Below are 18,147 nucleotides of genomic sequence, written 5' to 3' on the forward strand. Positions count from 1 at the left end.
CATGGAGTTTAAAAAAATCCAATTAAACGGATTTAAATCTTTTGCTGAAAAAACCAACTTCTTAATTGAGGATGGTCTTACGGGTATAGTGGGTCCTAACGGCTGTGGAAAATCTAATATTGTAGAATCTTTAAGATGGGTAATGGGAGAGACCTCGGCAAAAAGTATGCGTGGATCTGGTATGGAGGATGTTATATTTTCAGGAACATCTAATAAAGCATCAAAAAATATTGCAGAAGTATCTATTGAAGTTGAAAACAAAGATAAAGAAGGTCCAATACAATACCGCGAGTTGGAGCAAATACAGGTTAGAAGAAAAATAGAAAAAGATAAAGGATCTAAATTTTACATTAATGATAAAGAAGTAAGAGCAAGAGATGCGCAAATGTTTTTTGCAGATCTTTCGACTGGTGCACACTCTCCATCTATGATTAGCCAAGGAAGAATAGGTGCATTAGTAACTGCAAAACCAACAGATAGAAGAGCTATTTTAGAAGAAGCTGCAGGAATATCAGGTTTACACGTTAGAAGACATGAGGCTGAGTTAAGATTAGGTGCGGCTGAGAATAATTTAAAAAGAGCAGATGAATTAAGAAGACAGCAAGAAAAACAATTAGCAAATCTTCAAAAACAAGCTGAAGAGGCAACAAAATACAAACTAATTTCAGATCAAATTAAAAAAATTGAGGCAGGTTTGTATTATTTAAAATTATTAGAAATAGATAAAGAAATTAAAATAGAAAATGAAATTAATACTGAGGCAGAAGGAGAAGTAGAAGGATTTAATAACAAAATATCTGAATTAGAAAACTCAATTAAAACTTTTACAGATAAGGTAAATCCATTGAGAGAGAAAAATATTGAAAATTTATCAAGGATACAAAGACTTAATTTAGAACTTCAAAGTTTAGATGAGGAAAATACAAGAATTCAAGATGAGATAGAAAGCATCAAAAAATCAATTCAAACACTTGATGATGATATCACGAGAGAAAAAGGGATAATCATAGATGCTAACTCAAATGAAAAAAGATTGAAGGAAGAAAAAACTGAATTAATTGAGACAGACTCGAAGTATTTTGAAACAGAAAAATTATCTAATGAAGAGTTAGAAAGTGCAAAAAATAAACTTAAAGAAGAACAAAAAGCTGTTGATGAAGTTGTAAACAGTTTAGCAGAAGAAACTGTAAATATAAGTGTTGGTCCAATAAGAAATGTAAAAAACACTATATCAAGGGTAAAAGAATTAATAGATAGTAATGAAATAAATCAAGCATTAACACTTCTAGATAGATGTAATATGGAGCTAGATAGTTTTTTAAATGATTTAAAAAATGAGAGATCTAGAAGTGAGTTATTAGGAGTTAGCGAAAAATCAGAAAATATAAAATTACTCCAAGAAAAATATGCCGATGCATATAGTAAAAATCAATCAATTAAAAATGAGTCTATAAAAAGAAATGAAAGAATTAAAACCATTGAAACGGAAATTGAAAGTTGGAAAAATTTATTAACTAACTCAGAAAAAATGGTTAACGAACTAACACAAAGAAAAGAAAAATTGTCAAAACAATTAAGTGATTTAGAAAATCAACCTAGAGCGCAAGCTGAAAGAAAAGGTCAAATTTCAGAAAATTTAAGAATTTCTGATAAAGAAAAAATTGATAATGAAGCGATTATAGATGAAACAGATCAAAAAATTGAAATGTTAAGAACGCAATTAAATGAAATTCAAGAACAATCAATTCAAATCAGAGAAAGAAAAGCAAGCTCAGGAGCTACAATTGAAGGCCTGCAAAAAAGAAAAAATGATCTCCTTGATAGAATTAGTTCTGAGTTAAATTTAAATGAAGATAATATTTTAGAAAATTCAAATTTAAACGGAGTAGAAGAGCTTCCAAATTCAGTTGATCAAGAAGATGCTTTGGACAAGAAAAAACAAGAAAGAGAAAAATTAGGATCTGTAAATTTAAAAGCAGATGAAGAAACAAGTAAATATGAAGAAGAGATAAAAAAAATGGAACAAGATCGTGCCGATCTTGTTACCGCTATCGTAAAACTTAAAGATAGTATTAATGAACTTAATCAAAAAGGAAGAGAAAGATTGATTGAAGCTTTTGAAAAAGTTAATAGAAAATTTAATGAAGTTTATACAAAACTTTTCAATGGTGGAAATGCCAAATTAGAATTAGTGGACTCTGATGATCCACTTGAAGCAGGTTTAGAAATGTTAGTTAGTCCTCCTGGAAAAAGACTTCAATCTATAACTTTGTTATCTGGAGGTGAACAAGCATTGACTGCACTCTCTTTAATCTTTGCAGTATTTTTAACTAACCCTTCTCCTATATGTGTATTAGATGAGGTTGATGCACCACTTGACGATGCTAACGTAACAAGATTTTGTAGTTTACTTGAGGAACTAATTAAAATAACCAACACCAAATTCATAATTGTAACTCATCATGCTTTAACCATGTCAAAAATGAACAGACTATATGGGGTAACTATGCCTCAAAAAGGAATTAGTCAGCTTGTGGCTGTTGATTTACAAAAAGCAGAGAGTATGGTTGCTTAAACTATATAAATGCCAAAAGACCCTTTCAAAACTCGCTTAGAGATTGCAAAAAGCAAGATTTCAAAGAAAAATCTCTACAATAAGAAGAATGACCCCTCTCCTATAGGAACTGCATTCAAATTGAGCACAGAACTTGTTTCTGCAGTAGCTGTGGGGACAATTATTGGGTTTATTTTTGACAAGACCTTTGGTACTAAACCCTGGTTTATATTAATATTTTTTTTTGTTGGTGTAGTTGCTGGAATAACCAATGTGATTAGATCCGCAAAAAAAATGCAAAAATAAATTAGTATTATGGCAGCAAATCCTATGTCCCAATTCGATGTTTATAGAATTGGACCTGAAATTAAAGTTGGAGCATTCGACATATCATTTACGAACGCTAGTTTATTTATGATTTTAAGTACTGTATCTATTTTGTTAATCTTTAATTTAGGATCAAAAAAAAATTCAATACTACCAAACAAAATTCAATTATTAGCAGAACTTAGCTATACCTTTGTATCCAAAATGATTAGCGATACAGCTGGATCAAAAGCTAAACCATACTTTGCATTTATATTTTCTCTATTCATGTTTGTTCTATTTTGTAACATGTTTGGAATGATACCTTATACTTTCACTGTAACCAGTCATATCATTGTAACATTTGTGCTCGCAGCATTTATATTTATTGGAGTGACTGTAATTGGGTTTATTAAACATGGATTTGGATATTTAAAATTATTTGTTCCAAGTGGAGTACCTGCAGTATTACTCCCTTTAATTGTTGTTATAGAAATTATTTCTTATTTAAGTAGACCTATAAGTTTGTCAGTTAGATTATTTGCCAATATGATGGCTGGTCATACAATGATGAAAGTTTTCGGAGGCTTCGTAATTAGCCTTGGAATAGTTGGTGGGTGGCTTCCACTAAGTTTTTCGGTTGCGTTAACTGGTTTGGAGATCTTAGTTGCTTTTCTTCAAGCTTATGTTTTTGCAATCTTAACCTGCATCTATTTAAATGATGCATTAAATTTACACCATTAATAACAGAGGAGGATATAATGGAATTAGAAGCAGCAAAAATGATCGGAGCAGGTTTAGCAGCAATTGCTTTAGCTGGAGCCGGTGTTGGTATTGGAATAATTTTTGGAAATTATTTGTCTGGTGCAATGAGAAATCCATCTGCAGCACAAAAACAATTTCCTAACTTGCTTTTAGGTTTTGCACTTGCAGAAGCTACAGGATTATTCGGATTAGTAGTTGCGTTAATCATTCTCTTTGCGTTTTAAATTGATGGTTAAAAAAATATATTTTCAGTCAATATTTTTTAGCTTCTTTTTTATTAAAGAAGCTTTTGCAGCTGAAAGCGGAGGTATGCCTCAATTAAATCCAGAGTTTTGGGTTTCTCAAATTTTTTGGCTAATACTTACTTTTGGTATTATGTATTTAGTTTTATCTAAACTAATACTACCAAAAATTAGTAACAATTTAGAATCGAGAAAATCCCAAATATTAGAAAATATTGAGGCTGCTGAGAAACAAAGAGAAGATAGTGATGCAAAACTAAAAGAATATGATGAAATTATATCTAAAAGTAAACTTGAGGCTAATAGTATTTTCAATCTAGCAAGAGAAAAAGCGCTAAAAGACATTGGTGCAAAAAGAGAAGTGCTTGATAAGCAAATTGATAATGAAATTGCTGAGGCTGAAAAAGAAATAGATGCATTAAGAAAAAATGCACCAGATAAAATAAATAAAATTGCTATTGAGACTTCATCTGAGTTATTGCAAAAACTAATTGGAGCTGAAGTAAATAATAGTAGTATATCTGCAATTGTTGACGATCTATCTAAAAGAAATGGAGATAAATACTATGGCAATTGATGCAACATTTTGGGTAGCCGTATCATTTATTATTTTTTTTGGAGCGTTAATTTACCTTAAAATTCCTCAAAAAATTTCTGAAATGTTAGATAAAATGATATCTGACATTAAAAATGAAATTGATGAAAGTGAAAAATTAAGAACTGAGGCAAAAACACTATTAGATAACTCACAAAAAAAATTAGATACAGCTCAGTCTGTTAGCAACGAAATTCTTGAGAACGCCAAAAAAGATGCAGATAGATTAATAATTGAGATGAATGATAAGTTTCATAAATCATCAGAAATTAAAAAAAATTTAGCTGAGAATAAAATAAGTCAGATGAAAGAAGCGGCTTTAAAAGAAATTAAGGACGCATCAATAAAAATTGCCGTGGACTCAGTTAAAAAAATAATAACTACATCTGTAGACAAATCAAAATTAGATGCTGTGTTTCAAAAAAATTTAGATGAAACTAAAGCAGAGTTAAAAAAAATTAACTCATAATACACTTACAATTTTTCAAAAAAGCTATAAATTATTAAAATGAACTCTATAGTCATTGGATCGGGATTTGGCGGGATCGCAGCAGCGCTAAGACTTAAGGCAAAAGGACATAACGTAAAATTAATTGAAAAACATCCAGATCTAGGTGGAAGAGCAAGAGTTTTTAAAAAAAATGGATTTATATATGATGCTGGACCAACAGTAATTACTGCACCCTACTTAATTAATGAATTGTTCGAGTTATTCAATAAAGATCCAAAAAATTATATAGAACTAACTCCACTTAAAATTTGGTATCAGTTTATTTTTGAGGACAAAACTAAATTTAACTATTCAGGCGACGAAATAGAGATGAGAGACCAAATTGAGAAACTTAGCAAAGAAGATGTAAATGGATATGAAAAATTAGTTAAATTTACAAAAAAAATATTTGATAAAGGTTTTTTAGAACTTGCAGATGTGCCATTTGATAAACCTTTCGTAATGATGCAACAATTGCCTGCACTATTAAAACTTAAAAGTTATAAATCAGTTTACTCACTTGTTTCATCTTATATAAAAAATGAAAAATTAAGAAGAATGCTTAGCATGCATCCTTTACTAGTTGGGGGAAATCCCTTTACCACCACTTCTATTTATGGATTAATTCTTTATTTAGAAAAAAAATGGGGAATACATTATTCAGTTGGAGGAACAGGAAATATAATTAAAGGCTTAGAAAAATTAATGAATGAGGTTGGTATTGAAATAATAAAAAACAGTGAAGTTACAGAAATTATATCAAAAAATAATAAAATAAGTGGTGTAAAATTAAATAATGACAATGAAATTGGTGCAGATAATGTTGTTTGTAATGCAGATCCACCTGTATTTTATGAAAAAATGTTAAGTAAAAGCAACGAGAATTCCATGTTGTTTAATTGGAAAAAAAATCGAATGGAATATTCTATGGGTTTATTTGTTTACTATTTTGGAACAAAAAAAATTTATGAGAATGTTGAACATCATACAATAAAGTTTGGAGAAAAGTATAAAGAACATCTTGATGATATATTTGATAAGAAAAAATTAAATAACGATATTAGCTATTATCTTCACAGACCTACAGCGACCGATAAAACTATGGCCCCAGATGGAAATGATTGTTTTTATGTGTTAGTGCCTGTTCCCAACAATCAATCAAAAATAAATTGGGAAACTGAAGGTGAGAAAATGAAAAATCTTGTAATTGAAAAAATGGAAAAAGACTTAATGCCAGATCTTAAGAATAATATAGTTGAGGACTTTTATCTAACACCTGATTACTTTGAAAAAGAATTAAATACAAAATTTGGATCAGGGTTTTCAATTCAACCTAAATTTACACAATCCGCGTACTTTAGATTTCATAATAAATCTGAAATATATGATGGTTTATACTTTGTTGGTGCAGGAACACATCCTGGGGCTGGGGTACCAGGTGTTCTCTCTTCAGCAAAAGTTTTAGATAAATTATTTTAATGTTAACAAAGAATTATTTAGCTATTTACGCAAAATCTTTTAATTGGGCAGGTTTTTTTTTACCAAAAAAAACCTATGAAAAATGCTCTGCGCTTTATGATTTTTGTAGAGAAGCAGATAATATTGCTGATGATGAAAATAAGATAGAAGTAAAAAAAGATAATTTTATTAAATTTAGAAATAATTTTATTAATAAAAATTACGATGATCCGGTTATTAAAAACATGTGGGGTCTTATTAATGAATTTAGTATTTCAACTAAAATTGTAGATGATTTATTTGAGGGTATTAATTCTGATATAAAAGAAAATGTTAAACTTAATTCAAAAAAAGAATTATTAATTTATTCCTATAGGGTGGCTGGAACAGTTGGATTGATGATGGCTAAGATATTGAATGTTCACAAAGAACCATCTCTAAAATCAGCTATTGATCTTGGGATTGCTATGCAATTAACAAACATTTCTAGAGACGTTATGGAAGATAAAAAAAATAATAGATTTTATATCAATGAAAGTTTTGAGGACATAAAGACCACAATCAAGCTTTCAGAAAAGTTTTATGAAAATTCATTTTACTCAATTAAAGAAATACCGTTAAGTTTCAGATTTTCTATTTTAGTAGCAAGAAGGGTTTATAGAAAAATAGGATATAAAATCTTAAATAAACAAAACATAGAAAATTATAAAAAGTCTGGAAAAATTTATGTTTCAAATATTGAAAAAATTATTGAAACCTTTTTATCTATTTTTGACTTAATTAAGTTATCACTTATAAGTAAAAACGATGATAATATTAATCATGACCATAATTTAATTAATGAAGAAATAAATTTAAATGAAAGAATTTGATTATACAATTATAGGAGGAGGTTGCGCAGGTCTTTCATTAGCATATGAGCTGGAAGTTTATGAAAAATTAAAAGATAAAACCCTAGCAATAATTGAACCAAGAGAAGATTATAAAAGAGATAAAACCTGGTCATTTTGGAAAGTTTTTTCCCATAATTTTGATGACTGTGTCAAAAAAAGTTGGAATAATTTTACAATAAATACACCCAATAATACGAAATATATAAATTGTGAACATACGCCATATCAAACAATTGATAGTGGTATGTTCTACGAAAAAATACTTTCAAAACTTAAATTAAATAAAAATATTCAGTTTTTTAAAAGTATTGATGAAATAGATAAATCAAATTCAATTGTATTTAATAGTGTACCTAATTTTGAGAATAAACAGAGTGAGTTATGGCAACACTTTTGTGGAGTTGAAATAGAAACAGAAAAAGACTTTTTTGATGACGAAATTTTCAATTTGATGGACTTTGCTTGTGATCAAAGAAACAAAGTTCATTTTTTTTATACGTTACCATTTACTAAAAGGAATGCATTAGTTGAAACTACTTGGATATCTGAGCTAAATGATGAAAAACTCAAAGATTATGATGAACAAATTGACAATTATTTAAGTAACAACCTAAATATCAGAAACTGTAAAATCAATTTCAAAGAAACTGGTGCAATTCCACTTTTTAGACAAAAAAATATAAATAAATTAAATGAAATTTATATAGGCTCAGCAGGAGGCATGACTAGATTAAGTACAGGTTATACGTTCCTAAATATTCAAGAACAGAGCAGATATATAAGAGAAAACATAGAAAATATTAAAAATGTAAATTTATTTAAAATTAATTCAAAATATGATTTTTTAGATAAAATCTTATTAAGAGTTCTAAAAAATAATTCCAATGAAATGGGAAATATATTTTTCAAAGTTTTTAATTCAAAACCTAAAACAGCTATCAATTTTTTATCAAATAAAAGCAGTTTTTTTGAAGATTTAGAGGTAATTCTAAAAATGCCAAAGTGGAAATTTTTAAAAGAATTAATTTAAAATGAACAATAAAATAAAAAAAATAAATCTAAATCATTCATTTATTTTTTTCTTTGTTGTAAACATTTTTTGTATTTTATTGTTCAAGTTTAATAATTTTAATATTTCATCAATTTTGTGTTTACTTTTAATTTTAATTATAGGGGTTTCCCATGGTTCATTAGATCATATTAAAGGGAAAAAACTGCTTAAATTGTTTAATATAAAATCAAGTTATATATTCTACATTATATATATTTTAATTTCGGTATTAGTTGTCGTAACTTGGATATTGTTACCATCAATAACTTTAATTATTTTTTTAATGATCGCTTCCTACCACTTTGGCAAAGAAGATACACAATTTTTGATTAATGAAAAATCTTATTTCACTCAAATACTTTATTTTTTTAAAGGATTATTAATTATACTTGCTCCTTTGTATTTTCATTTTCAGGAAACAATAGCGATTTTCAAATTATTATTAATCAATAATGAGACATTTTATTCAAGTTTAGATTTTATTGAGACAAATAATGTAATTCAAATAGGAATATTCTGCAGCACACTATCTAGTATTTTTCTTTTCTTAAAGAATTTTGAAATCAAGAAATTTGTTGTTTTTTTAGATTATTTTTCAATTTTGATATTAAATTATTATTTATCTCCACTAATAGCTTTTACTGTTTATTTCTGTTTTTTACATTCAATAAGACATTCAATTTCTCTCGCTATTGAACTTGATCCAAATAGTATAGTTAATGGATTTAAATTATTTGTTAATAAAGCTTTACCTTTAACAATTTTAACTGCTATTTTTTCTTTTATTGCACTTTATCTAATGAATAATTCATTTAATTTAGAAAGTGCAATTTTAAAAATAATATTTATAGGTTTGGCGTCTTTAACCTTTCCACATATATTGCTGGAATATTTTTTAGAAAAAAATGAAAAATAAAAAATTAAAAATATTATTATCTGCGCCTCGTGGGTTCTGTGCTGGGGTGGAAAGAGCAATTGAAATAGTTGAAAAATCTATACAAAAATTTGGAGCTCCGGTTTATGTGCGTCATGAAATAGTACACAATAAGTATGTTGTAGATGATTTAAAAAATAAAGGGGCAATATTTGTTGAAGAGCTGGAGGAGATAAAGGATAAATCAAGACCGGTAATTTTTTCAGCGCATGGTGTTCCAAAAAAAATACCTGAAGATGCAAAAAGTTATAAAATGACTTATGTGGATGCTACATGTCCACTTGTTTCTAAAGTTCATAGAGAAGCAGAAAATCTTAATAAAGCCGGTTACCATATAATTTTAATTGGTCATGAAAATCATCCTGAAGTAATTGGGACAATGGGTCAATTAAAAGAAGGTTCTATAGATCTAATCCAAAATGAGAAAGAGGCTATAAACTATCAAAATAAAGAAGACAAAAAATTAGCATATATTACTCAGACTACTTTGTCAGTTGATGACACAAAAGAAATAATCAAAATTTTAAAAACCAATTTTCCTAATATAAAAGAGCCAATGAGAGAAGATATTTGTTATGCAACTACTAACCGTCAAACGGCAGTAAAAAATATTGCAAAGAGTTGTGATATGTTTTTTGTTATTGGAAGTAGAAACTCTTCAAATTCTGTTAGGCTTGTTGAGGTGGCAAAGAAATCAGGGTGTGAAAATTCACAACTTATTCACTCAGAAAGCTCAATACCGTATGATCAAATAGAAAATTGCAATACTATAGGTATATCTTCAGGAGCATCTGCACCAGAAATATTAGTTGAAAATTTTCTTAATGATTTAAAAAATAAATTTTCTATAAGTATCGATGAAGTTGAAATAATTAAAGAAGATGTAGTATTTAAAGTTCCCAAAAAATTAAATTAAAAATGGCTGTCTATACAAAAATAAATCAAAAAGAAATTAATATTATTAATAAAAGTTTTAATATTGATAAAATAAAAAGTTTTAAAGGCATTAAGCAAGGAATAGAAAACACAAACTATATTCTTAAATCAAAAAATAAAAAATACATTTTAACTATTTTTGAAAAAAGAGTTTTACAAAAAGAAATACCTTTTTTTATGAAGTTAATGGATAATTTGAATAATTCAAAAATAAACTGTCCCAAACCACTGAAAACTAAAAGTAATAAATACCTTATTAAATTAAAAAATAAAACTGCATGTATTGTTTCATTCTTAGAGGGTAAAGATAAAAAAATATTAAATATAAATGATTGTTATGCAATTGGTAAAACAATTGCTCGAATGCATGTGGTCACAAATAAAATAAAGCTTAATAGAAAAAATTCAATGGGTATTAGAAATTTAAAACCTTTGTTGGAGAGTATTAAATTTAAGTCAAAAAAGTATTCAAATTTAAAAGTATTCTTAAAAAATAACCTAATAGATATTAATAAAAATTGGCCTAAACAATTACCTAAAGGTATTATCCATGGTGACTTATTTATAGATAATATATTCTTCAAAAAAAATAAACTTTCAGGAATTATAGATTTCTACTTTGCTGCTAATGATTATTTTATGTATGAAATTGCTATATGCATCAATGCTCTTTGTTTTGACTATAAAAACAGAAAATTCCAACTGAATCATAAAAAAATTAAAAATTTAATCAAAGGCTATGAAAGTGTTAAAAAAATTTCAATAAAGGAAAAGAAATCTATAAATATTTTATGTAGAGGTGCAGCATTAAGATATTTATTAACAAGATTGTATGACTACTCAAATACACCAAAAACAGCATTGATTAAAATTAAAGACCCTAATGAATATTATCAAAAATTGCTTTCTCACAATAATTTAAGTTCATTTAAAGACTATTTAAATTAATGATTACTATTTATACAGACGGTTCTTGTTTAACAAATCCTGGTAATGGTGGATGGGCTGCCATTATAAATGATGAAAAAGAAATAAAAAAAATTAGTGGTAGTGAAAAAAACACTACAAATAATAGAATGGAGCTACTTGCTCCAATTAATGCACTGAAGGATATGAAGCCTGGTGTTGAAATAAAAATATATACTGACTCTCAATATGTAAAAAATGGAATAACCGAATGGATTAATACTTGGTTAGCTAATAATTGGAAAACATCAAAAAAAGAAGATGTTAAAAATAAAGATTTGTGGATTGAATTATATAATTTAAATCAATCACTTAATGTTCAATGGAATTGGGTAAAGGCTCATGATGGAAATCCTATGAATGAAGAAGTAGACTTATTAGCTAAAAAAGCTGCGAATTTAGATTAAATTTAAAAAGTTTTCTGCTGCTGAAATTTCACAAGATCCAGTATCTTTTTCTTCTTGTAACTTAATAACCTTCATATCTTCAACATACATCGTGTATCTATTTGATCTAATACCTAAACCTCTACCACTTTTATCAACATCCGCACCTATATCTTTAGTAAAGTTTAAAAAAGGGTCTCCCATCATAATAATTTTATCGCCTACATTATTTTCTTTTCCCCAGGCATTCATAACAAAAGGATCATTTACAGATATGCAAATAATATGATCAATACCTTTTTCTTTATACTTATCATGCAACTTAACATAACCAGGTAAATGTTTAGCAGAACACACTGATGTATAAGCACCTGGTAATCCAAATAAGACTACTTTTTTATTTTTGAAAAAATCTTCAATTTTTTTTTTAGTTGGCTCACCATTTTCTAAAACAAATACTTCTGAATTAGGCAGTAAACCATTTTCGTTTATTTTCATTATGTTCTATCTTTAATATGTTGTTTTACTTTTTCAATATCATTTTCAACAATATCATAATTTTCTTTTTGATCTAAAACAAAAGTTAATTCATTGGGCAATTCTGCTTTCACATTAATTGCACTTTGAATGGCACCTGGAAACTTGCAGGGATGTGCTGTTGCAAGCACGATATTGTTTCCTATTAAGTTATGTTTATCAAATGCTCCATACCCAATAGCTGTGTGTGGATCTAAAACTACTGCAAATTTTTCATATACATTTTTAATTACCTCTAAGGTCTCATCCTCACTCATTCTAGCTGATAAAAAGTTTTCGCTAATTTTATTTAATTTATCGTCATTTATTAAATACTGTCCCTTCTCTTTAATATTTTTCATATCTAGAGAAGTCTGTTGATCGTCTCCATTATTAAGATCAAATATAAGTCTTTCAAAATTACTGGCTATTTGTATGTCCATACTTGGGGAGATAGTTTCTGAAACTTTTTCTGCTTCATAACTACCTTTTGAAATTGCTCTATGTAAAATATCATTTTGATTAGTTGCAACAATCAATTTATCTATCGGCAAGCCCATTTTTTTGGCTAAATATCCTGCATATACATCTCCAAAATTTCCTGTCGGCACTGAAAAATTTGTTGGTTCATTTACATCTTCAACTGATAAATAACTATAAAAGTAATAAACACTTTGAGCAATAATCCTCGCCCAGTTAATAGAGTTTACACCTGACATTTTAATATCATTTGAAAATTTCTTGTCTGCAAACATGGATTTAACTAAGTTTTGACAATCATCAAAATTTCCCTTAATGGCTATGTTAAATACGTTTTCATCTTTACCAGTTGTCATTAATTTTCTTTGAACTGGTGAAACACGATTATCTGGATGAAGCACAAAAATATTAACATTTTTTTTACCCTTTATTGCATCAATTGCTGCAGCACCAGTATCTCCAGATGTGGCAACAACAATATTAATCTTTTGATTTTCATTATTTAGGTAATACTCGTAAAAGTTACCTAAAAGTTGCATAGCAACATCTTTAAAAGCTAAAGTTGGACCATGAAACAGCTCTAACACAGTTCTGTCTCCAAGTTTTATAAAATCTACAACATTATCCCGTCTAAATGTAGAGTAAGACTTATCAATAATTTTACTTAATTCTGCTTGTGACATGAAATTACCAATAAATGGATAAACAATCTTTTTGGCTAACTCTGAGTAGCTTAGTTTTTTAAAATCTTTAACTTCATTTTCAGTATATTTCGTTAATTCTTCTGGAATAAATAAGCCTCCATCATCAGCAAGGCCTTTGATAAAAACCTCTTTAAATTCAAAGGTTTTTGATGTGTCTCTTGTACTTACGTATCTCATTTAATAATTTTTTTTCCTGAAATATAAATATATTAAAAGAATTGAAATCGCCATAGAAAACCAAGTAATTGCATACTTCTTGTGATTATTTGAAATTTTAGCAGTAATCACTCTTGGTTTTGGAATTTTGTAATCCCCGTTTAAATAAATGACATACTCTGAAAAATTTCTTCCAGTAAATTTTGAAATATCTTCTCTATTCAAAGTAAACCAATAATTTTTCTCAATATCGTTTTCTGGTTTAAATGTACTTGGTTTAGTTTGTAGCATAAGAGTGCCGACTATTTTATTTTGATCAACTAAATTTATTTCAGGTAGGTTTTTTTTTTCAAAAGGTATCCATCCCCTATTCATTAAGTAATTGACGTCACCAATTTTTATTGGATTAACTACCTCAAATCCAGGTTTCCCTGCATCATTTAAATTATATAAGTAAATTTGTTTATCAAAATCAATATCTCCACTTGTTTTTATTCTAAGATAGTTTTTTTTTTCAACATTGGATAATTCCACTGGGTCGTTTTTTAAAGAATTTTCTATTTGCTCAATTAGCTCTAATTTCCAATTTAATCTATAAATTTGCCAAAACCCTAGGGAGAGAAGAATTAAAATAATAAAATAAACAAAAACTGAAAATAGTAATTTATTCTTCAAGGATAAATATTAACTTCCCCAAATATAAATTGCAGCAAATAAGAATAGCCACACTACGTCAACGAAATGCCAGTACCAAGCAGCTGCTTCAAATCCAAAATGATGATCTTTAGTAAAATGACCTAGTCTTCCTCTCCACAAGCATACTGCTAAAAATATCGTTCCAATTATGACGTGAAAACCATGAAAACCTGTTGCCATATAAAATACAGCTCCATAAATATGTCCTGAGTACGTAAAAGTAGCGTGATGATATTCGTATGCTTGCAATAATGTAAAAAAGAAACCAAGAATAACAGTTAGTGTTAAACCTTGTATAAATCCTTTTCTATCATCTTCTAATAAAGCGTGATGAGCCCAAGTAACAGTTGTTCCTGATAATAATAAAACTAGAGTATTTATTAAAGGAATGTCCCAAGGATCAAACGTTTCAATATCTTTGGGAGGCCATACATTTCCAACAAATTCATTTGGAAATAAACTTATATCAAAGTAAGCCCAGAACCATGCAACAAAGAACATTACCTCTGAAGCAATAAATAAAGTCATTCCATATCTATGATGAATTTGAACAACAGGAGTATGATGACCTTGATGTTCAGCTTCGATAACTACATCTCTAAACCACATGTACGCGCCATAAATTAATAACGCTAAACCAAGATACATTCCCCAGGAAATACCATTATGCATATAAAAAATTGCACCTATTGCTAATACTAAGCATGCAAACGATGTATAGATTGGCCAAGGACTTGGATCAACTAAGTGGTAATCGTGTTTTTTTTCTGCTGACATTTTTAGTGATTATGATTGTTTATAGTAATCTGTCGAGAAAAAAGTGTACGACATGGTTACATCTTGTAGATTTTTTGTTGTTGGATCATTTACAAGTTCAGGGTCTAAATAAAAAGTCATCACATAAGTAGCCTTCTCACCAGCCTTCAACTCTTGTTTTTCAAAGCAAAAACATCCTAATTTACTATAATATTTACCGAAACTTGCTGGCGACACATTAAAACTAGCAACACCATAAGTAGTTTCATCTCCAATATTCTCAACTTCAAATTCTATTCTGTTGACCTGGCCAACCTTTACATCAATCACGTTCGATTTTGCCTTAAAATTCCATTCAAGATTATTCACATTTGTATCAAACCTCACGCTTACAACCTTATCTAAAACTATTTTTGGGGCCTCTTTAGATACTTGGGTTGTTCCACCGAAGCCTGTGACTCTACAAAACAGATCATACAAAGGCACTGCCGCAAAAGACAATCCTAACATAAGGACAAAAATCCCAGCCAAAAGTAAAGGAGTTAATGTTTTGCTTTTAATCATATCTGTCTATCAAATACTCCAACGTTGTATAAAGTAAAAACAAATAAAAATACCATAAACGCTAAAATTGCTATTGCAGTTATAATATTTTTTTTCTTTGTTTTCTTGTCAGGCGTTATCATAAAATTTTATCAATTAAAAAAAGAACAAAAATCAAAAATAGATACAAAATTGAATATCCAAAAATAGATTTTGCTTTTTTTGCATCAAATTTGTTCTTTTTAAATTTATAAAGTTCGAAACATAAATAATTATAATAAATTGTCAAAATTAATGATGGGATTAAAAAAGTTATACCCACAAAACCAATAGCATATGGTAAAACAATTGCTGGTAACATTGTTAAAGAATAGATAAATATATTTAATTTTGTACTCTCAACACCATTTGTTAAAGGAAGCATTGGAATCTTTGCTTTTTTGTAATCATCTGATTTATACAAACTTAAAGCCCAAAAATGCGAAGGCGTCCAAAAGAATATAATCAAAAAGAATGTAATTGGCTCAAAAGTCAAAGAATTGGTAGCTATAGTCCAACCAATCACTGGGGGTAATGCTCCTGCAGCTCCTCCTATCACAATATTTTGTGGAGTCTTTCTTTTTAACCAAATTGTATAAACAAACACATAAAACAAAATAGTAAAAAGTAATAAACTAGCTGATATTCTGTTTGAATAATAATCAAGCGCAATTACAGAAAAAATTGAAAGAAAAATTCCAAATACTAGTGCTTGATTTCTATTTACCTTGCCTGTCGGAATTGGTCTCAAACAGGTTCTTGTCATAAGAGCATCTAAATCAGACTCGTACCACATATTTAAAGCCCCAGCTGCTCCTGCTCCAATTGAAACTAAAATTATTCCAATGATTGCATCTTTTGTTGGAATTATATTAGGAGCCATTAACAATCCAACTGCACAAGTAAAGATAACCAAAGACATTACTCTTGGTTTCATTAATTTAAATAATTCAGATAAATTAAAGGCGTCTTCTTGAGATAAGTTTCTATTTTTTAATTTAGACTTAATCATTAATTTAAAGTTAAAAAATCTTATTTGCTAAATTTAGCTAGTAGATTTTTCAACACCCTCTTCATCTTCAAACTTTGGTAATTCTTCAAAAGTATGAAAATTAGGTGGAGATGGTACAGTCCATTCTAAAGTTGTAGCGCCTTCTCCCCATGGGTTTTGTGCTGCAGCTTTTTTCTTATAAAACGCATAAGCAAGGTTTATAAAAAATACTACCAATCCAATTACAGAAATATAAGAACCAATTGAAGAAATGTAATTCCATCCTGCAAAAGCATCTGGATAGTCAGCATACCTTCTTGGCATTCCTGCAAGACCTAAAAAGTGTTGTGGGAAGAAAACCAAGTTTACTCCGATAAAAGTTAACCAAAAGTGTAATTGACCCATCCACTCTGAGTACTCATAACCAGACATTTTTCCAAACCAGTAATAAAAACCAGCGAAGATGGCAAACACAGCTCCTAATGATAAAACGTAATGAAAATGGGCAACAACATAATATGTATCATGCATTGCAGTATCAACTCCAGCATTCGCAAGAACTACACCAGTAACTCCACCAACAGTAAATAAAAATATAAATCCTAAAGCCCAAACCATTGGAGTTTTAAATGAAATCGAACCACCCCACATGGTTGCTATCCATGAAAATATTTTTATACCGGTTGGAACTGCAATGATCATAGTTGCAGCTAAAAAGTATGCTTTAGTATCAGTACTTAAACCAACTGTATACATGTGGTGAGCCCAAACAACAAAACCAACTATTCCAATTGCAACCATTGCATAAGCCATTCCTAAGTATCCAAAAACTGGTTTTCTAGAAAATGTTGAAACAATATGACTGATCATTCCAAAACCTGGTAAAATTAAAATATAAACTTCTGGGTGACCAAAAAACCAAAATAAATGTTGGAATAGAACTGGGTCTCCACCAGTTTGTGCATCAAAGAAAGCTGTTCCAAAGTTTCTATCTGTTAGAAGCATTGTAATTGCTCCTGCTAATACTGGTAATGATAACAATAATAAGAAAGCAGTTACTAATATTGACCAAGCAAATAATGGCATTTTGTGCAATGTCATGCCAGGTGTTCTCATGTTCAAGATTGTTGTAATAAAATTAACTGCACCTAAAATTGAAGAAGCTCCAGCCAAGTGTAAACTTAAAATTGCAAAATCCATTGCAGGACCTGGTTGACCTGCTGTAGATGATAACGGAGGATATATTGTCCATCCTCCTCCTACTCCTGTTTGACCTGGAGGGCCATCCATGAAAATTGACATTATTAATAAAATAAATGATGTGGGTAACAACCAAAATGAAATATTATTCATTCTTGGGAATGCCATATCTGGTGCACCAATCATAATTGGAACAAACCAATTTCCAAATCCACCAATCATTGCTGGCATCACCATAAAGAATATCATGATTAAGCCATGACCTGTTACTAAGACGTTATATAAATGATAGTTTCCACCTAAAATTCCATCACCAGGATGCATCAATTCCATTCTCATTAAAACTGAGAATGCTGTACCAATTACACCTGCAATAATTGCAAATATTAAATACATGGTTCCAATATCTTTGTGGTTAGTTGAATAAGCCCAACGTTTCCAACCAGTTGGTGTATGATGATCGTCGTGTGATGCTGTTTGTGTATACATA

Annotated in this window: 20 protein-coding genes; 13 read left to right on the forward strand and 7 right to left on the reverse strand. The window is 29.0% G+C overall.

The annotated features are described in order from the left end of the window. Position 1 precedes the first annotated feature (1 nt). Genes ACTTBL_RS03530 through rnhA form a run of 13 tightly spaced genes read left to right on the forward strand, consistent with a single transcriptional unit; the run spans position 2 to position 11,597 of the window. Positions 2-2,575, forward strand: a complete 2,574-nt coding sequence (locus ACTTBL_RS03530; protein WP_440643643.1) for a chromosome segregation SMC family protein — start codon at positions 2-4, stop codon at positions 2,573-2,575. A gap of 9 nt (positions 2,576-2,584) precedes the next feature. Beyond that, a complete protein-coding gene (locus ACTTBL_RS03535; RefSeq protein ID WP_075484905.1) occupies positions 2,585-2,860 on the forward strand; it encodes an AtpZ/AtpI family protein in 276 nt (91 codons plus the stop codon). Between the two features lie 9 nt (positions 2,861-2,869). After that, complete coding sequence (locus ACTTBL_RS03540; protein ID WP_072090806.1) at positions 2,870-3,604, forward strand: F0F1 ATP synthase subunit A; 735 nt, start codon at positions 2,870-2,872, stop codon at positions 3,602-3,604. A 17-nt stretch (positions 3,605-3,621) separates the two neighbouring features. After that, positions 3,622-3,849: a F0F1 ATP synthase subunit C gene (locus ACTTBL_RS03545; protein ID WP_006997791.1), complete on the forward strand. Its 228-nt coding sequence runs from the start codon at positions 3,622-3,624 to the stop codon at positions 3,847-3,849. 4 nt (positions 3,850-3,853) lie between these two features. Continuing rightward, the gene (locus ACTTBL_RS03550; protein WP_440643644.1) at positions 3,854-4,444 is read left to right on the forward strand and encodes a F0F1 ATP synthase subunit B family protein; all 591 of its coding nucleotides are present in this window, start codon (positions 3,854-3,856) and stop codon (positions 4,442-4,444) included. Beyond that, positions 4,419-4,931: a F0F1 ATP synthase subunit B family protein gene (locus ACTTBL_RS03555; RefSeq protein WP_256998221.1), complete on the forward strand. Its 513-nt coding sequence runs from the start codon at positions 4,419-4,421 to the stop codon at positions 4,929-4,931. The genes ACTTBL_RS03550 and ACTTBL_RS03555 overlap by 26 nt, the downstream gene beginning before the upstream one ends. Positions 4,932-4,970: 39 nt before the next feature. Beyond that, on the forward strand, positions 4,971-6,431 hold the full coding sequence (gene crtI, locus ACTTBL_RS03560) for a phytoene desaturase family protein (protein WP_440643645.1): 1,461 nt from the start codon (positions 4,971-4,973) through the stop codon (positions 6,429-6,431). Then, positions 6,431-7,282, forward strand: a complete 852-nt coding sequence (locus ACTTBL_RS03565) for a phytoene/squalene synthase family protein (RefSeq protein ID WP_440643646.1) — start codon at positions 6,431-6,433, stop codon at positions 7,280-7,282. The genes crtI and ACTTBL_RS03565 overlap by 1 nt, the downstream gene beginning before the upstream one ends. Next, positions 7,269-8,333 (forward strand): lycopene cyclase family protein, encoded by a 1,065-nt coding sequence (locus ACTTBL_RS03570; protein ID WP_440643647.1) that lies wholly within the window; start codon positions 7,269-7,271, stop codon positions 8,331-8,333. The genes ACTTBL_RS03565 and ACTTBL_RS03570 overlap by 14 nt, the downstream gene beginning before the upstream one ends. A gap of 1 nt (position 8,334) precedes the next feature. Continuing rightward, the gene (locus tag ACTTBL_RS03575) at positions 8,335-9,270 is read left to right on the forward strand and encodes a Brp/Blh family beta-carotene 15,15'-dioxygenase (RefSeq protein WP_440643648.1); all 936 of its coding nucleotides are present in this window, start codon (positions 8,335-8,337) and stop codon (positions 9,268-9,270) included. Beyond that, on the forward strand, positions 9,260-10,204 hold the full coding sequence (gene ispH / locus ACTTBL_RS03580; protein ID WP_440643649.1) for a 4-hydroxy-3-methylbut-2-enyl diphosphate reductase: 945 nt from the start codon (positions 9,260-9,262) through the stop codon (positions 10,202-10,204). Before ACTTBL_RS03575 ends, ispH begins: the two co-directional genes overlap by 11 nt. Before the next feature lie 2 nt (positions 10,205-10,206). Continuing rightward, positions 10,207-11,172 (forward strand): homoserine kinase, encoded by a 966-nt coding sequence (locus tag ACTTBL_RS03585; protein ID WP_440643650.1) that lies wholly within the window; start codon positions 10,207-10,209, stop codon positions 11,170-11,172. Further along, positions 11,172-11,597, forward strand: coding sequence for a ribonuclease HI (gene rnhA / locus ACTTBL_RS03590; protein WP_440643651.1), 426 nt, complete (start codon positions 11,172-11,174; stop codon positions 11,595-11,597). The genes ACTTBL_RS03585 and rnhA overlap by 1 nt, the downstream gene beginning before the upstream one ends. Here rnhA and ACTTBL_RS03595 read toward each other — a convergent pair. From ACTTBL_RS03595 to ctaD, 7 genes are all read right to left on the reverse strand, one after another. Next, positions 11,589-12,074 (reverse strand): peroxiredoxin, encoded by a 486-nt coding sequence (locus ACTTBL_RS03595; RefSeq protein WP_440643652.1) that lies wholly within the window; start codon positions 12,072-12,074, stop codon positions 11,589-11,591. The genes rnhA and ACTTBL_RS03595 overlap by 9 nt on opposite strands. After that, on the reverse strand, positions 12,074-13,453 hold the full coding sequence (gene thrC, locus ACTTBL_RS03600) for a threonine synthase (protein WP_440643653.1): 1,380 nt from the start codon (positions 13,451-13,453) through the stop codon (positions 12,074-12,076). The genes ACTTBL_RS03595 and thrC overlap by 1 nt, the downstream gene beginning before the upstream one ends. After that, positions 13,454-14,107 (reverse strand): SURF1 family protein, encoded by a 654-nt coding sequence (locus ACTTBL_RS03605; protein ID WP_440643654.1) that lies wholly within the window; start codon positions 14,105-14,107, stop codon positions 13,454-13,456. It lies immediately after the preceding gene. Between the two features lie 9 nt (positions 14,108-14,116). Next, positions 14,117-14,905 carry a cytochrome c oxidase subunit 3 gene (locus tag ACTTBL_RS03610; protein ID WP_023854769.1) on the reverse strand — a complete coding sequence of 263 codons (789 nt, stop codon included), beginning with the start codon at positions 14,903-14,905 and terminating at the stop codon, positions 14,117-14,119. Between the two features lie 9 nt (positions 14,906-14,914). Beyond that, the gene (locus tag ACTTBL_RS03615) at positions 14,915-15,448 is read right to left on the reverse strand and encodes a cytochrome c oxidase assembly protein (protein WP_023854768.1); all 534 of its coding nucleotides are present in this window, start codon (positions 15,446-15,448) and stop codon (positions 14,915-14,917) included. A gap of 118 nt (positions 15,449-15,566) precedes the next feature. Beyond that, positions 15,567-16,478: a heme o synthase gene (gene cyoE / locus ACTTBL_RS03620; protein ID WP_440643655.1), complete on the reverse strand. Its 912-nt coding sequence runs from the start codon at positions 16,476-16,478 to the stop codon at positions 15,567-15,569. A gap of 33 nt (positions 16,479-16,511) precedes the next feature. Continuing rightward, a complete protein-coding gene (gene ctaD / locus ACTTBL_RS03625) occupies positions 16,512-18,146 on the reverse strand; it encodes a cytochrome c oxidase subunit I (RefSeq protein WP_075536509.1) in 1,635 nt (544 codons plus the stop codon). Position 18,147 lies beyond the last annotated feature (1 nt).

This window comes from Candidatus Pelagibacter sp. HIMB123, from assembly GCF_052048195.1.
Taxonomy (GTDB): Bacteria; Pseudomonadota; Alphaproteobacteria; order Pelagibacterales; family Pelagibacteraceae; genus Pelagibacter.

Bases quoted from the DNA above. Each gene is read 5' to 3' on its own strand.
- ACTTBL_RS03530 (WP_440643643.1), top strand. From the start codon at position 2: ATGGAGTTTAAAAAAATCCAATTAAACGGATTTAAATCTTTTGCTGAA.
- ACTTBL_RS03535 (WP_075484905.1), top strand. From the start codon at position 2,585: ATGCCAAAAGACCCTTTCAAAACTCGCTTAGAGATTGCAAAAAGCAAG.
- ACTTBL_RS03540 (WP_072090806.1), top strand. From the start codon at position 2,870: ATGGCAGCAAATCCTATGTCCCAATTCGATGTTTATAGAATTGGACCT.
- ACTTBL_RS03545 (WP_006997791.1), top strand. From the start codon at position 3,622: ATGGAATTAGAAGCAGCAAAAATGATCGGAGCAGGTTTAGCAGCAATT.
- ACTTBL_RS03550 (WP_440643644.1), top strand. From the start codon at position 3,854: ATGGTTAAAAAAATATATTTTCAGTCAATATTTTTTAGCTTCTTTTTT.
- ACTTBL_RS03555 (WP_256998221.1), top strand. From the start codon at position 4,419: ATGGAGATAAATACTATGGCAATTGATGCAACATTTTGGGTAGCCGTA.
- crtI (WP_440643645.1), top strand. From the start codon at position 4,971: ATGAACTCTATAGTCATTGGATCGGGATTTGGCGGGATCGCAGCAGCG.
- ACTTBL_RS03565 (WP_440643646.1), top strand. From the start codon at position 6,431: ATGTTAACAAAGAATTATTTAGCTATTTACGCAAAATCTTTTAATTGG.
- ACTTBL_RS03570 (WP_440643647.1), top strand. From the start codon at position 7,269: ATGAAAGAATTTGATTATACAATTATAGGAGGAGGTTGCGCAGGTCTT.
- ACTTBL_RS03575 (WP_440643648.1), top strand. From the start codon at position 8,335: ATGAACAATAAAATAAAAAAAATAAATCTAAATCATTCATTTATTTTT.
- ispH (WP_440643649.1), top strand. From the start codon at position 9,260: ATGAAAAATAAAAAATTAAAAATATTATTATCTGCGCCTCGTGGGTTC.
- ACTTBL_RS03585 (WP_440643650.1), top strand. From the start codon at position 10,207: ATGGCTGTCTATACAAAAATAAATCAAAAAGAAATTAATATTATTAAT.
- rnhA (WP_440643651.1), top strand. From the start codon at position 11,172: ATGATTACTATTTATACAGACGGTTCTTGTTTAACAAATCCTGGTAAT.
- ACTTBL_RS03595 (WP_440643652.1), bottom strand. From the start codon at position 12,074: ATGAAAATAAACGAAAATGGTTTACTGCCTAATTCAGAAGTATTTGTT.
- thrC (WP_440643653.1), bottom strand. From the start codon at position 13,453: ATGAGATACGTAAGTACAAGAGACACATCAAAAACCTTTGAATTTAAA.
- ACTTBL_RS03610 (WP_023854769.1), bottom strand. From the start codon at position 14,905: ATGTCAGCAGAAAAAAAACACGATTACCACTTAGTTGATCCAAGTCCT.
- ACTTBL_RS03615 (WP_023854768.1), bottom strand. From the start codon at position 15,448: ATGATTAAAAGCAAAACATTAACTCCTTTACTTTTGGCTGGGATTTTT.
- cyoE (WP_440643655.1), bottom strand. From the start codon at position 16,478: ATGATTAAGTCTAAATTAAAAAATAGAAACTTATCTCAAGAAGACGCC.
- ctaD (WP_075536509.1), bottom strand. From the start codon at position 18,146: ATGTATACACAAACAGCATCACACGACGATCATCATACACCAACTGGT.